The following is a 14,504-nucleotide window of genomic DNA, read 5'->3' on the forward strand; positions in this document are numbered from 1 at the left end:
AGTCTTCCCGAGAGTGTGTTATCAGCGGACGCACCCCGCCAGATTTAACAAAAAAGGAAAAGGTCATGGCTGAAGAAACGATTTTCAGTAAAATTATCCGTCGCGAAATCCCCTCGGATATCGTCTATCAGGATGAACTGGTGACGGCTTTCCGGGACATTTCCCCCCAGGCACCCACGCACGTCCTTATCATTCCCAATATTCTGATTCCGACCGTAAATGACGTAAAAACCGAGCACGAAGTGGCGTTAGGTCGTATGCTGACGGTGGCGGCGAAAATTGCCGAGCAGGAAGGCATAGCGGAAGACGGTTACCGTCTGATCATGAACTGTAATCGTCATGGCGGCCAGGAAGTTTATCATATTCACATGCATCTGCTGGGTGGACGTCCTCTGGGGCCGATGCTGGCACACAAAGGTCTTTGACATGTTTAAAGGGCGTATTGCAGCGCTGGTAATGACGATGATGATTGTGGGATGCAGCACGCGCCCGGCGATCCCCGTGAGCGATGAACAGACGCTGGTGATGGAGTCCTCCGTGCTGGCGGCGGGTATTACGGCGCAACAGCCCGCGTTAACCGTCAGTGAAATTAAGTCTTCAGCCTCCTCTGCGCTCTTTAACGAACGAAATGAACCCGTGACGGTCCACTACCGTTTTTTCTGGTATGACGTAAGAGGTCTTGAAATGCATCCGCTGGAGGCGCCGCGCAGCGTCACCCTTCCGGCGAGGTCGTCGGTAACGATCTATGACAGCGCCAGCTATTTGGGTGCACATAAGGTAAGACTTTATCTTTATCTGTAAGGGGTGAACTTTGATTAAAAATTTGAGCCGTTATGCTCTCGTGACAGCTTTCGCTCTGTTTCTGGCAGGGTGTGTGACCCGTACTGAACAGCCTGCACCTGTAGAAGAGGCTAAACCGGGTACTGAGCAGCCGACAACGCCAACGGAGCCACAGCCAACCGTGCCGTCTGTACCGTCCATTCCGTCACAGCCTGGTCCAATTGAGCACCCGGACCAGACGTCACAGCCTACGCCGCGCGTGCGCCATTATGACTGGAACGGTGCAATGCAACCGATGGTCGGTAAAATGCTGCAGGCACAGGGCGTGACGGCAGGCGGCGTGCTGCTGGTCGACAGCGTTAACAACCGTACTAACGGTTCGCTGAACGCGGGCGAAGCGACGGAAACCCTGCGCAATGCCCTGGCGAACAACGGCAAGTTTACGCTGGTCTCTGCTCAGCAGCTTGCGGTGGCCAAACAGCAACTCGGCCTGTCGCCGCAGGATAGCCTCGGCACCCGCAGCAAGGCGATTGGGATTGCCCGCAACGTTGGCGCCCAGTATGTGCTGTACTCTAATGCGACCGGCAACGTGAATACCCCAGCCCTGCAGATGCAGCTGATGCTGGTTCAGACAGGCGAAATTATCTGGTCAGGTAAAGGTGCGGTTACGCAACAATGACAGCACGCGTGATGCGATCCTGACGCGCTATTTTCCGCAGTACCGCCTTATCGCGCCGCAGGCCCACTCCGGGCTTGGCGGCGCGAGTTGTATTCTGGAGCAGGGTGCGCACCGTCTGGTCTTACGGCATAATCACGATCCCTTCGCGCCCGCTTTCCATTTTCGTCGTCAGTTTCGTGCCCTCAGACGTCTTCCGTCGGATCTCGTGCCGGAACCCCGTTTTTTCCGACAGGGCTGGATGGCCGTCGACTATCTTGAGGGCGAGGTGAAAAGCGCGCTGCCGGACACCCCGGAGCTCGCGGCGATGCTGTATCATCTGCACCAGCAACAGCGTCTGGGGTGGCGAATCGCGTTACTTCCGCTGCTTGAGCACTACTGGCAGCAAGCCTCCCCGAAAAGACGTACCCCAGTCTGGCTTGCGCATCTCAAACGGCTGCGTAAAGCGGGCGAGCCGCAACCGATTCGGCTCTCACCGTTACATATGGATGTGCACGCCGGGAACATTGTGCATACGTCAGGAGGAGCCAGACTTATTGACTGGGAATATGCCGGAGACGGCGATGTGGCGCTGGAGTTGGCCGCGGTCTGGACGGAAAGTGACGCCGCGCGGCTGACGCTCATCAGAGAGTATGCCAGAGTAGCGCATATTGACGCCGACGCGCTGGCTCGTCAGGTGAGACGCTGGCGACCCTGGGTCATTATGCTGATGGCGGGCTGGTTTGAAATGCGCCTTCAGCAGTCCAGAGAAAAACAATTTATTGCGCTGGCAAACGATGCCTGGCGTCAGTTACAAACGAAAGGATAAGAGAGGTGAGTGTGGGTCCAGTCATGTTGAATGTTGAAGGGTTTGAGCTGGATGCGGAGGAGCGTGACATTCTGGCGCATCCGCTGGTTGGCGGCCTGATCCTGTTTACCCGCAACTATCACGATCCGGCGCAGTTGCGTGAACTGGTGCGTCAGATCCGCGCGGCATCGCGCAATCATCTGGTGGTGGCCGTCGATCAGGAAGGTGGACGCGTGCAGCGTTTTCGCGACGGTTTTACCCGTTTGCCGGCTGCCCAGTCTTTTGCCGCGCTGCTCGGTACGGAAGAGGGGGGCAAACTGGCGCAGGAAGCGGGCTGGCTGATGGCCTGCGAGATGATAGCCATGGATATCGATATCAGTTTTGCCCCGGTACTTGATGTGGGCCATATCAGCGCCGCGATTGGCGAGCGCTCATACCATGAAGATCCGCGTATTGCGCTGGCAATGGCGACCCGATTTATCGACGGGATGCACGATGCAGGTATGAAAACCACCGGCAAACACTTCCCGGGCCACGGGGCCGTGACGGCGGATTCCCACAAAGAGACCCCGCGCGATCCGCGCCCGGAAGCGGAAATTCGTGCCAAAGATATGTCGGTGTTCCGTTCACTTATCACCGATAACAAACTTGACGCTATCATGCCTGCCCACGTGATTTACAGCGACGTCGACCCGCGGCCGGCCAGTGGCTCTCCGCACTGGCTGAAAACCGTATTGCGCCAGGAGCTGGGTTTCAATGGCGTGATTTTCTCCGACGATTTGTCGATGGAAGGGGCGGCAATTATGGGCAGCTATGCAGAACGCGGTCAGGCGTCGCTGGACGCAGGTTGCGATATGATCCTGGTCTGCAATAATCGTAAAGGGGCTGTTAGCGTGCTGGATAACCTGTCGCCGATCAATGCAGAGCGTGTTACACAATTGTATCATAAAGGTTCATTTAGCCGTCAGGATCTGATGGATTCGGCGCGCTGGAAGACGGTCAACGCCCGGCTTGAAGACCTGAATGAGCGCTGGCAGGCGCACAAAGCCAGCCTGTAATCCCTCCCGGAAGGCGTAGCATGGTGAGAAGACAATGATCATCTATTTACACGGTTTTGACTCAAACAGTCCAGGTAATCATGAGAAGGTGTTGCAGCTGCAGTTTATCGATCCCGATGTCCGGTTGATCAGCTACAGCACGCGCCATCCGAAGCATGATATGCAGCATCTGCTCAAAGAAGTGGACAAGATGCTGCAGCTTAATATCGACGATCGCCCGCTGATTTGCGGCGTGGGCCTGGGTGGCTACTGGGCAGAGCGGATTGGTTTTCTGTGCGACATTCGCCAGGTTGTATTTAATCCTAACCTTTTCCCGAATGAGAACATGGAAGGCAAAATTGACCGCCCGGAAGAGTACGTCGATATTGCCACCAAGTGCGTCAGTAATTTTCGCGATAAAAACCGCGACCGGTGTCTGGTGATCCTTTCGCGTAATGATGAGGCGCTCAACAGCCAACGGGCTGCGGAGCTTCTGCATCATTACTATGAGATTGTCTGGGATGAAGAACAGACCCATAAGTTCAAGAACATCTCCCCACATCTGCAGCGCATAAAAGCCTTTAAAACGCTGGGCTAAGTCACAGTCAGTCACCTCCGGAACCCGGTCGCTAATGCGTACCGGGTTTCTTTTTGTCCAGAATTGTCTACTTTTAAGCCATCAAAACTTGATGCATATCAATTTTGGTATGACCAATGCGCCTGACGTGGTATTCTCAATTCACCTGAATGGTTTCAGTGCTGTAACCTGTTGTTAATTAAGGGTTATTTTTATAACTTTTAATTAACAATTGGTTAATAATTTGAGGGGGTCACGTTGACTACGCCATTGAAAAAGATAGTGATTGTAGGCGGTGGTGCTGGCGGGCTGGAGCTGGCCACACAATTGGGTAAGAAGCTGGGTCGCGGTAAAAAAGCCAAAATCACGCTGGTGGATCGTAACCACAGTCACCTGTGGAAACCGTTGCTGCACGAAGTGGCGACCGGATCGCTGGATGAGGGCGTGGACGCGCTGAGCTATCTGGCGCACGCACGCAATCACCATTTCCAGTTCCTGCTGGGTTCCGTGGTGGATATCAACCGTGAAAGCAAAACCATCACCCTGGCAGAGCTGCGTGATGAAAAAGGCGAGCTGCTGGTTCCTGAACGCAAACTGGCGTATGACACGCTGGTAATGGCGCTGGGCAGTACCTCTAACGATTTCAACACGCCGGGCGTGAAAGAGCACTGTATCTTCCTTGATAACCCGCACCAGGCACGTCGTTTCCATCAGGAGATGCTGAACCTGTTCCTGAAGTACACCAATAACATGGGTGCGAATGGCAAGGTTAACATTGCAATTGTCGGCGGCGGGGCAACGGGGGTAGAGCTCTCTGCTGAGCTGCACAATGCGGTGAAACAGCTGCACAGCTACGGCTATAAAGGGTTAACAAACGACGCGCTAAACGTCACGCTGGTCGAAGCCGGTGAACGCATCCTCCCGGCGCTGCCTCCGCGTATCTCCGGTGCGGCGCACAATGAACTCACCAAACTGGGTGTGCGGGTGCTGACACAGACGATGGTGACCAGCGCCGACGAAGGCGGTCTGCACACCAAAGACGGCGAGTACATCAAAGCGGATCTGATGGTCTGGGCGGCAGGTATCAAAGCGCCTGATTTTATGAAAGATATCGGTGGTCTGGAAACGAACCGCATTAACCAGCTGGTGACGGAGCCAACGCTGCAAACCACGCGCGACCCGGAAATCTTTGCGATTGGCGACTGTGCTTCCTGCGCGCGCCCTGAAGGTGGCTTCGTGCCGCCGCGTGCTCAGGCTGCGCACCAGATGGCAAGCCTGGTGCTGCATAATATTCTGGCGCAGTACAAAGGCAAACCGATGAAGACGTATGTCTATAAAGACCACGGCTCTCTGGTATCGCTGTCCAACTTCTCTACCGTCGGTAGCCTGATGGGTAACCTGATGCGTGGCTCGATGATGGTAGAAGGGCGCATAGCACGCTTTGTCTATATTTCACTGTACCGTATGCACCAGATCGCACTGCACGGCTACTTCAAAACGGGTCTGATGATGCTGGTGGGCAGAATCAACCGCGTCATCCGTCCGCGTCTTAAACTCCACTAATCTTTCACTCCCTCCGGGCCCTCCGGAGGGAGTTTTTAGCATATCATGCTGCCCGTCATGGATTAGGTGCTTAAGAGTTCTCCTAAACATGATATATCCCTCTCCAGTGTCCACTTTTTGATCCTTTGTCTTATTGGCGAAGCCGTGGCTTCATTGCAAAATTGTTACCAATAGCAACAAAGGAGGAAGTCCCGTGAATAAATCTATGTTGGCGGGTATAGGGATTGGTGTCGCAGCGGCGTTAGGTGTGGCTGCTGTTGCCAGTCTCAACGTATTAGATCGCGGCCCGCAGTATGCGCAGGTGGTTTCTGCTACTCCCATTAAAGAAACCGTAAAAACCCCTCGTCAGGAGTGCCGTAACGTCTCCGTGACCCACCGTCGTCCGGTACAGGATGAAAACCGTATTGCCGGCTCTGTTCTGGGTGCGGTAGCGGGTGGGGTAATTGGTCACCAGTTTGGCGGTGGCCGGGGTAAAGATGTCGCGACCGTCGTTGGTGCGCTGGGTGGCGGCTATGCCGGCAACCAGGTGCAGGGTGCGATGCAGGATAACGATACTTACACCACGACTCAGCAGCGTTGTAAAACCGTCTATGACAAGTCGGAGAAAATGCTGGGTTATGACGTGACCTACAAAATTGGCGATCAGCAGGGCAAAATCCGTATGGATAAAGACCCAGGAACGCAAATCCCACTGGATGGAAATGGCCAGCTGGTACTGAATAACAAAGTGTAAAAAAGATGTTCTCTGAACTTAGCTCCTCAAGCGCTCAGGCTGAGGAGCTTTTTTTTACCTCAAATTTTGAGGAGTTCAGGCCACAAGCGTAGTGTGGTTTCGGTTATATTCTGCAGTTTTTCCAGCGTCGCGCCTTCACGCGCGCTGATCGACATACCCTGCAAAATACAGCTCAGGTACTGCGCCAGCATCTGCGGCTGACAATGCGCGGGAATTTCACCGCGCTGCTGGCGTTGAGCCAGAAATGCGCTGAGCGTCTCTTCCTGCATGGCATGACGCGATTTCACCGTATTGGCGATCTCTTTCGACGCTGCCGCCAGGGTGGCGGAGGTGTTAATCATAAAGCAGCCCGCGGGCGTATCTTTACTGGTGAAGCAGGTGGCAACGGCGGTGAAGTAATCCCGTAGCGCCTGTTCAACGCTTTTCTCTTCACAAAACAGCTGGGCTTCGTGTTTCGCTGCAAAGCGCGAAATGTATCGGTCCAGCACTGCCCTGAACAGCCCCTCTTTGTTGGTAAATTCAGCATAGAGCGTCGGTGCTTTGGCACCGGTGGCTTCTACCAGATCGGAAAGCGAGGTCGCTTCATACCCATGTTGCCAGAAGAGAGTCATGGCCTTATCAAGCGCTGCATCCCTGTCAAACACTTTTGGTCGGCCACGGCTTTTCTTCGCACAACTCGTGACGTCGGTTGTCATTTGCCGTTGGTCCTCTGTTGATTTGTTGAATAACCATTATAAAAATAAACGCAACCCATCACCAGTGCAGAATGCTTAAAAATAAATTAATCATATATGTATGAAAATTAAAGACTTTAAAAATTAATTAATGCTCGTTATAAAATTATGTTGACGCGTGAGCTGGATCACATTTATGATTTACCTATCGATCGTTAACTAAATCGCTAACGACCTCCAAATTCATCTGCCAAAGGTAAACATCATGAAAAACGTAAAAACCCTCATCGCTGCAGCCGTACTGAGTTCACTTTCTTTCGCAAGCTTTGCTGCTGTACAAGTTCAGTCAACGCCAGCCGATCAGCATAAAGTCGGGACGATCTCTGCGTCTGCCGGGACTAACCTGGGTTCACTGGAAGATCAGCTGGCACAAAAAGCGGAAGCAATGGGTGCAAAATCCTACCGCATCACCTCTGTGACCGGTCCTAACACGCTGCACGGCACGGCTGTCATCTACAAATAAGCCGGGCATAAACCCTCATTTATGCCACTGCAATAAAAAACGCCCTGCTAAGCAGGGCGTTTTACGTTCTGTTTTACATCGACTGCTGAACGATATCGTGATGCCGGGTGACATCGGTCGGCATGCCTGACCGGGCCTCCATCGCACGTTCCATCACCTGGCTCTCGGTATTCGCATTCGTTTTAAAGCTCACCATCGCAGCATTCAGGTTAATGGGTAACGTCTGCGGATCGTCGCCGATATTTTTTGAAAGCGGCTGGTGAATTTCGACCAGCCGTACGCCGCCCGGCTCCTCAGAGACTTTAATCGGTGTGTTGATAATATTCACTTTAGTCCCCGGCGTAACGACGTTGAACAGCGTTTTGATATCGTCATCGCGCAGACGAATACAGCCGGAGCTGACGCGCATGCCGATGCCAAAGTCGGCATTCGTTCCGTGCAGCAGGTAAACCCCACCGTATGCCGCCAGGCGGATCGCGTGGTGCCCCATAGGGTTATCCGGGCCAGCCGGAACAACCGCGGGAAGATCGATGCCCTGGGCTTTATAACGGGCGCGAATGTTGGCCGTTGGCGTCCAGGTTGGATTCGCCCGTTTATCCGAGACGGTCGTCACCATCGTCGGTGTCAGGGTGTCGCCGCCCAGTTGACCGATACCGATAGGGTAGACGGTCACTTCATTTTTACCCGGCGGATAATAATAAAGACGTAACTCAGCCAGGTTTATGACGATCCCCTCGCGCGGGGCATCCGGCAGGAGAGTTTGTAACGGGATCGTCAGTACGCTGCCCGCTCGCGGGACATACGGATCGACGCCGGGGTTCGCCTGCAGCAGAGCCAGAAAACCGACGTTATATTTTTTGGCAATCGCTTCCAGTGAACCGCCATTATTTTCAACCACATGAAAGCGGTTTTCCCCGACCAGCTTGCTGCCAGGCGGTGGAAGAGGCCAGGTGTTTGCGCGAGCGGGAAGTGCAACCGCGACGGCGGCAGCCAGCGTAAACAGGGTTATCCAGCGGGTAAAACGCGAAGAGGTCATCATCACCATAATCCATATAAATGATAAGGTTATTGTTTTATAAGGTGTTAATGATAATTATGGCGAAAGGGTGTGTCGGGAAGATCGGGTGAAGTGCAAAGAGTTTGTAAATTGTCCCCCCGGCAGCACTGGCTAACGGGGGGAGGTCAGATTACTCGACCGCGTTCTCTTCGAGCTGCCGCATAAAGTTACGCACCCAGTCCATACGGGTTTTGCGATCCGCCAGCTCCTGGGTAAATTTCAGACGGGTTGGCCCATCCAGGCGGAAATACTGCGGCTGTTTTTGCAGCAGGCCAATCAGCCACATCGGGTTGACGTGGTTCTTCTCGGCGAATTCAATGACGCCGCCTTTTTCATTACCTTCAAGTTTGCGGATCCCCAGCTTCTGCGCCTGCTGGCGCAGCCGCGCGATATCCAGCAGATTTCTCGCCGCATCGGGCAGCAGGCCAAAGCGGTCAATCAGTTCCACTTTGATCTCTTCCAGCTCATTTTCATTCTTCGCGCTGGCAATGCGTTTGTAGAATGACAGGCGGGTATTCACATCAGGAATGAAATCATCCGGCAGCAGGGACGGCATACGCAACTCGACCTCGGTCTGCTGGCTGGTGAGATCTTCCAGCGACGGCTCGCGTCCGGCCTTCAGGGCATCAACCGCGTTTTCCAGCAGCTCCATATAGAGCGAGAAGCCGATGGTTTCCATGGAGCCGCTCTGATCCTCGCCCAGCAGTTCGCCGGCACCACGGATCTCAAGATCGTGCGTGGCCAGCGCAAAGCCTGCACCGAGGTCTTCCAGCGAGGCGATGGCTTCCAGACGCTTTTGCGCGTCGGTGGTCATCGCTTTCGGATGCGGGGTCAACAGCCAAGCGTAAGCCTGATGATGCGAACGGCCGACGCGACCGCGCAGCTGATGAAGCTGCGCCAGACCAAAGTGATCCGCACGCTCAATAATGATGGTATTCGCCGTCGGGATATCAATGCCGGTCTCAATGATGGTGGTACACACCAGTACGTTAAAGCGCTGGTGGTGGAAGTCGTTCATCACCCGCTCCAGCTCGCGCTCGCGCATCTGCCCGTGGCCGATGGCAATACGCGCTTCCGGTACCAGCTCGGCCAGCCTGTCCGCGGCTTTCTGGATATTTTCAACGTCGTTATAAAGATAATAAACCTGGCCCCCGCGCAGTACCTCACGCAGGATCGCCTCGCGTACCACCAGATTATCGTACTCGCGGACAAAGGTTTTCACCGCCAGACGACGCGCCGGTGGTGTGGCGATAATCGACAGATCGCGCATGCCGCTCATCGCCATGTTCAGCGTACGCGGAATTGGCGTTGCGGTCAGGGTCAGAATATCGACGTCGGCGCGCATCGCTTTGATCCGCTCTTTGTGACGCACCCCGAAGCGGTGCTCTTCGTCGACGATCAGCAGCCCCAAATCTTTCCACTTCACGTCGCTTTGCAGCAGCTTGTGCGTACCTATCAGAATATCGATTTTGCCTTCGCTTGCCTGTTCGAGGATCTGCGTCTGCTCTTTGGCGCTGCGAAAACGTGACAGCATCTCAATGCGCACCGGCCAGTTGGCGAAACGGTCGCGGAAGTTGTCGAAGTGCTGCTGGGCGAGCAGGGTGGTCGGCACCAGCACCGCCACCTGCTTGTTGTTTTCAACCGCCAGGAAGGCGGCGCGCATCGCCACTTCGGTTTTGCCGAAGCCGACGTCGCCGCAGACTAAGCGGTCCATCGCCAGCGGCTGGCACATGTCGCTCAGTACGGCGTTGATGGCCTGGGCCTGGTCCGGCGTGGTTTCAAACGGGAAGCTGTCGCAGAACATCTGGTACTGCTCTTTATCATGCTTAAAGGCGAAGCCCTCTTTGGCCGCGCGCTGGGCGTAGATATCCAGCAGCTCGGCCGCCACGTCGCGTACTTTCTCCGCCGCTTTCTGGCGCGCGCGAGCCCAGGCATCGCCGCCCAGTTTGTGCAGCGGGGCGTTATCCTCCGCGCCACCTGCGTATCGGCTGATCAGATGCAGGGATGACACCGGAACATACAGTTTGGCGTCGTTGGCGTAGGTCAGCATCAGATATTCACCTTTGATGCCGCCGGCTTCCAGCGTGGTCATTCCCTGATAGCGCCCAACGCCATGCTCCAGGTGAACAATGGGCTGGCCCGGATGCAGCTCGGCCAGGTTACGGATCAGCGTGTCCGGGTTAATGGTTCGACGGCTGTCCTGACGGCGCCGCGCGACGCGCTCACCCAGCAGATCGCTTTCGCAAATCAGCGCCAGGTTGTTGAGCGTATCAATAAACCCGTGTTCGGCGGCACCAATCATCAGATAACGGCCGTTTCCGGCCGCGTCGCTCAGGCGCTGAATGCGTTTCGGCGCAACTTTTATTCGCCCCAGCAGCTCGCCGAGTGCTTCGCGGCGGCCTTCACTCTCAACGGAGAACACCACCGGGCCGGTAAAGGACTCCAGGAACTTACGCAGATTATCCAGCGGCGATTTCTGCTGCGCCTGAACGGCCAGGTCCGGCAGCGTCCGGAAGGCGAGGTTGGTGTTGGCGGCCTTATCGGCAAGCGAATCGGTTTTGAGCTGGATCCGCGGCCAGCGCTTCAGCTCCGCATTGAGTTCGTCGGTACGCAGCCACAGCGCTTCCGGCGGCAGCAGCGGACGCATCGGGTCAACGCCCCGGTTTTCGAAGCGGGCGCGGGTTTCGCTTTCGAAACGGCTGGCGCTGGCGTCGATATCGCCGGTGTTCACAATCAGCGTATTTGCCGGGAAGTAGCTGAACAGGGCAGGCAGCGGCTCGTTAAAGAACAACGGCTGCCAGTATTCGATCCCGGCCGGGAGCGTGCCTTTGCTAACCTGCTGATAGATATGCTCGGCATCACGCTTCACGTCGAACTTATCGCGCCACTGGCTGCGGAACAGTTCGATGGCAGTTTTGTCCGTCGGGAATTCATGTGCGGGCAGTAAGTTAATGGACTCTACTTCCTCCAGCGTGCGCTGGGTGTCGGCGTCGAACACGCGCAGGCTGTCGATTTCATCATCGAAGAAATCGAGACGATACGGCTGGTCGCTGCCCATAGGATACAGGTCAAGCAGTGCGCCACGGGTTGCGTATTCCCCGTGCTCCATCACCTGATCGACATGGCGATAGCCGGCACCGTCAAGCTGCTCGCGCAGGGCATCACGGGACAGGCGCTGGCCTTTTTTCATCACCAGCGCATGACCATGCAGATAGCTGTGCGGACAGACGCGCTGCATCAGGGTATTCACCGGCACAATCAGCACACCGCGCTGCATGGTCGGCAACTGGTAGAGCGTCGACAGGCGCGAGGAGATGATCTCCTGATGCGGAGAGAAGCTGTCATACGGCAGCGTTTCCCAGTCGGCCAGGCTGAACACCAGGCTATCGGTGAACTGGCGGATTTCGTCGTGCAGGCGCAGGGCATTTTGCATATCCGGGGCAACAAGCACCACCGGGCCGGGGTGTCGTTCAGCAATTTCTGCCACCAGCGTGGCGCACGCCGCGCCCGTAAGTTCACCCAACTGGCGCTGGTCGCCCGCTTTGACAGGCAAGGAATAACGATAGTGTTCAGGCATGGCTATGTCAGAGTCTCTTATGGATATACCAACAGTATTGGGGCATATCACTGATACGCAATGTCTTTATTATCCTCGATCGTTTTACTTAAGCAAATTGTAACCGCACGGGGTGACTTTCCGCCCCCAAAACGGGGGCGGAGAGGGCATTAGCGGGTGGACGGTGACAGGGAGAGCGTTGACGGAGGAGAGAAGAAAAGATCGCCAAACAGCGCGGTGGAGAGTTTGCGCACCCCGAGCCCGGCAAGGGTGCAGATAAGCAGGCTGGCAAACGGATAGACCAGAATTAAGCCCAGCTCTGCCCAGACCGGCCAGTATGCGGCATTCATCTCGCCAATCAGGAACAGGCTGAAGGCCTCAATGAGGATGCGGTGGGTGGTATAGATCGCAATGGTGTTGGAGCCAATCACGTTCAGCAGATTGTTGGGATGCACGGCGTAACGCTGCTCAATACTGTAGAAAAGCTTCATGATCAACACAATCGACAGCAGGGAAAGCAGGAGAGGAACGTTAGCAAACCACAGCACCACGGAGACGGCGGCGAACGCGCCTGTCGCCAGCCACGTGCGGCGCAGGTTGAAACTTTTCATCCACGCCATCAGCTCTGCGCCATACCACGCTCCGAGGCTGTAGTAGATCATGTTGCGTACTACGCTGTTCATTCCCCACCACGGCAACGGCAGGAAGTTGATCGCGACGCTCGCCAGTGCCAGCAGCCCGAGCACCGGTAGCTTCCAGCGGCTCAGCAGTTTACACAGCGTGAAGTAGACGACCAGAGCATACAGATACCACAGGCTGGTGCTGGCGGTGAGCATACCGCGTACAAATCCTGAGAGGGAATCGGCGTAGGCCGCGTTCGAGGAGGTGGCAAGCTCACGATCGGGCGCCAGCCAGGCATTCAGGTGGGTCAATGCCTGCCATTGCAGAATCCCCCACAGCACCAGAACCCAGACAATGCTCCAGATCCGTTTGTCGAGACTGGTTCGCCAGTTCACCTCATCGATATAACGACGGATCAGATAGCCGGAGATAAAGAAGAATACCGGCATGCGGAATGGGGCGAGGTAGAGATTAAAATAGACCCAACATTTCGCGAGAAGACCGGATAGCGGGTGTTGCAGCCCGCTCAGGTGCGGATAAAAGGTGATGACCGAATGATAGATAACCACCAGGCAGATACACAGCCCTTTTATCTGGTTAATCCATAATGCTTTTTGCTTCATTGTTCGCGACTACCTTAAATTGCCATAAACGAACGAGCAATTGTTGTGAAATGAAACCGGGATGTAACGGGTAACAGTCTGTATCAGGAGGTTTTTCGGAAAAGGTGGAGGTTGCGAGGCGACGATTCAGACAATAGCACGCTGATTTATCTGAATTTTTCAGAAAAATGATTACCAAAGCTTACGGTTTCAGTCATTTACGCTTAACGGATTCGCTTATATACTCGTGGGTCTGCTATCAGCAAACAGACGGATTTCATGTATCAACCTGTCGCACTCTTCATAGGCTTACGTTACATGCGTGGGCGCGCCGCGGACCGCTTCGGTCGCTTTGTCTCCTGGCTTTCGACTATTGGCATTACGCTCGGCGTGATGGCACTGGTGACGGTCCTTTCCGTCATGAATGGCTTCGAGCGCGAGCTGCAAAACAACATCCTGGGGCTGATGCCGCAGGCCGTTCTCTCCTCCACCAACGGTTCGCTGAACCCGCAACAGCTGCCGGAAAGCGCGGCGAAGTTACAGGGTGTCACGCGCGTTGCGCCGTTAACAACCGGCGACGTGGTGCTGCAAAGCGCCCGCAGCGTGGCGGTCGGCGTCATGCTGGGTATTGACCCGGCACAAAACGATCCGCTGACCCCGTACCTGGTTAACGTGAAGCAGACCGATCTGGCCGCCGGAAAATACAACGTTATTCTGGGTGAGCAGCTTGCCGGCCAGCTTGGCGTCAACCGTGGCGACCAGCTGCGTGTGATGGTGCCCTCTGCCAGTCAGTTTACGCCGATGGGGCGCCTGCCAAGCCAGCGCCTGTTTAACGTAATTGGTACTTTTGCCGCCAACAGCGAAGTCGATGGTTATCAGATGCTGGTTAACATCCAGGACGCTTCGCGCCTGATGCGTTACCCGGCAGGGAACATCACGGGCTGGCGCCTGTGGCTCGACGCGCCGCTGAAGGTTGATACCCTCAGCCAGCAAAAACTGCCGGACGGCACCAAATGGCAGGACTGGCGCGAACGTAAAGGCGAACTGTTCCAGGCCGTGCGTATGGAAAAAAACATGATGGGGCTGCTGTTGAGCCTGATCGTGGCCGTGGCCGCTTTTAACATCATCACTTCGCTGGGTCTGATGGTGATGGAAAAGCAGGGCGAGGTCGCCATCCTGCAAACCCAGGGGCTCACGCCGCGCCAGATCATGGCGGTCTTTATGGTGCAGGGTGCCAGCGCCGGGATTATCGGCGCGCTGCTGGGGGCGGGGCTCGGCGCATTGCTTGCCAGCCAGCTTAATAATTTAATGCCGATCA

At 55.4% G+C, this 14,504-nt stretch carries 14 protein-coding genes; 10 read left to right on the forward strand and 4 right to left on the reverse strand.

Going from position 1 to position 14,504, the window contains the following annotated elements:
- Positions 1 to 65: 65 nt before the first annotated feature.
- The 8 genes from hinT (at position 66) to L977_RS10530 (ending at position 6,153) form a co-directional block, all read left to right on the forward strand.
- On the forward strand, positions 66 to 425 hold the full coding sequence (hinT, locus tag L977_RS10495; protein ID WP_008500786.1) for a purine nucleoside phosphoramidase: 360 nt from the start codon (positions 66 to 68) through the stop codon (positions 423 to 425).
- 1 nt (position 426) lies between these two features.
- Positions 427 to 801: a YcfL family protein gene (locus L977_RS10500; RefSeq protein WP_023332707.1), complete on the forward strand. Its 375-nt coding sequence runs from the start codon at positions 427 to 429 to the stop codon at positions 799 to 801.
- Between the two features lie 10 nt (positions 802 to 811).
- Entirely contained in the window at positions 812 to 1,459 is a 648-nt protein-coding gene (gene lpoB, locus L977_RS10505) for a penicillin-binding protein activator LpoB (protein ID WP_014883395.1), read from the forward strand.
- Positions 1,440 to 2,264, forward strand: coding sequence for a thiamine kinase (gene thiK / locus L977_RS10510; protein ID WP_045282235.1), 825 nt, complete (start codon positions 1,440 to 1,442; stop codon positions 2,262 to 2,264). Before lpoB ends, thiK begins: the two co-directional genes overlap by 20 nt.
- A gap of 11 nt (positions 2,265 to 2,275) precedes the next feature.
- Entirely contained in the window at positions 2,276 to 3,301 is a 1,026-nt protein-coding gene (gene nagZ, locus L977_RS10515; protein WP_045282245.1) for a beta-N-acetylhexosaminidase, read from the forward strand.
- A gap of 34 nt (positions 3,302 to 3,335) precedes the next feature.
- Positions 3,336 to 3,878: an alpha/beta hydrolase YcfP gene (ycfP, locus tag L977_RS10520; protein ID WP_045282234.1), complete on the forward strand. Its 543-nt coding sequence runs from the start codon at positions 3,336 to 3,338 to the stop codon at positions 3,876 to 3,878.
- Positions 3,879 to 4,115: 237 nt separating this feature from the next.
- Positions 4,116 to 5,420, forward strand: coding sequence for an NAD(P)/FAD-dependent oxidoreductase (locus tag L977_RS10525; RefSeq protein ID WP_047625709.1), 1,305 nt, complete (start codon positions 4,116 to 4,118; stop codon positions 5,418 to 5,420).
- A 193-nt stretch (positions 5,421 to 5,613) separates the two neighbouring features.
- On the forward strand, positions 5,614 to 6,153 hold the full coding sequence (locus L977_RS10530) for a glycine zipper 2TM domain-containing protein (RefSeq protein WP_008500779.1): 540 nt from the start codon (positions 5,614 to 5,616) through the stop codon (positions 6,151 to 6,153).
- Between the two features lie 59 nt (positions 6,154 to 6,212).
- Here the strand turns inward: L977_RS10530 and comR are convergent, their stop codons facing one another.
- Positions 6,213 to 6,848 carry a TetR family copper-responsive transcriptional repressor ComR gene (gene comR, locus L977_RS10535; RefSeq protein WP_014883400.1) on the reverse strand — a complete coding sequence of 212 codons (636 nt, stop codon included), beginning with the start codon at positions 6,846 to 6,848 and terminating at the stop codon, positions 6,213 to 6,215.
- A 244-nt stretch (positions 6,849 to 7,092) separates the two neighbouring features.
- On the opposite strand from comR, the gene bhsA reads away from it, so the two are divergent.
- A complete protein-coding gene (gene bhsA, locus L977_RS10540; protein WP_023332711.1) occupies positions 7,093 to 7,350 on the forward strand; it encodes a multiple stress resistance protein BhsA in 258 nt (85 codons plus the stop codon).
- A 73-nt stretch (positions 7,351 to 7,423) separates the two neighbouring features.
- Here bhsA and ldtC read toward each other — a convergent pair whose 3' ends face one another.
- The 3 genes from ldtC to L977_RS10555 form a co-directional block, all read right to left on the reverse strand.
- Positions 7,424 to 8,389 carry a L,D-transpeptidase LdtC gene (ldtC, locus tag L977_RS10545; protein ID WP_014883402.1) on the reverse strand — a complete coding sequence of 322 codons (966 nt, stop codon included), beginning with the start codon at positions 8,387 to 8,389 and terminating at the stop codon, positions 7,424 to 7,426.
- A 148-nt stretch (positions 8,390 to 8,537) separates the two neighbouring features.
- Positions 8,538 to 11,984 (reverse strand): transcription-repair coupling factor, encoded by a 3,447-nt coding sequence (gene mfd / locus L977_RS10550; protein ID WP_047625710.1) that lies wholly within the window; start codon positions 11,982 to 11,984, stop codon positions 8,538 to 8,540.
- Between the two features lie 149 nt (positions 11,985 to 12,133).
- Complete coding sequence (locus tag L977_RS10555) at positions 12,134 to 13,207, reverse strand: acyltransferase family protein (RefSeq protein ID WP_047625711.1); 1,074 nt, start codon at positions 13,205 to 13,207, stop codon at positions 12,134 to 12,136.
- Between the two features lie 258 nt (positions 13,208 to 13,465).
- Between L977_RS10555 and lolC the strand changes: the two genes are divergently transcribed.
- Positions 13,466 to 14,504, forward strand: a 1,039-nt coding sequence (lolC, locus tag L977_RS10560; protein WP_047625712.1) for a lipoprotein-releasing ABC transporter permease subunit LolC, incomplete at its 3' end; no start/stop codon positions are given.

This window comes from Enterobacter sp. ZOR0014 (assembly GCF_000798855.1).
GTDB classification, from domain to species: domain Bacteria; phylum Pseudomonadota; class Gammaproteobacteria; order Enterobacterales; family Enterobacteriaceae; genus Enterobacter; species Enterobacter kobei.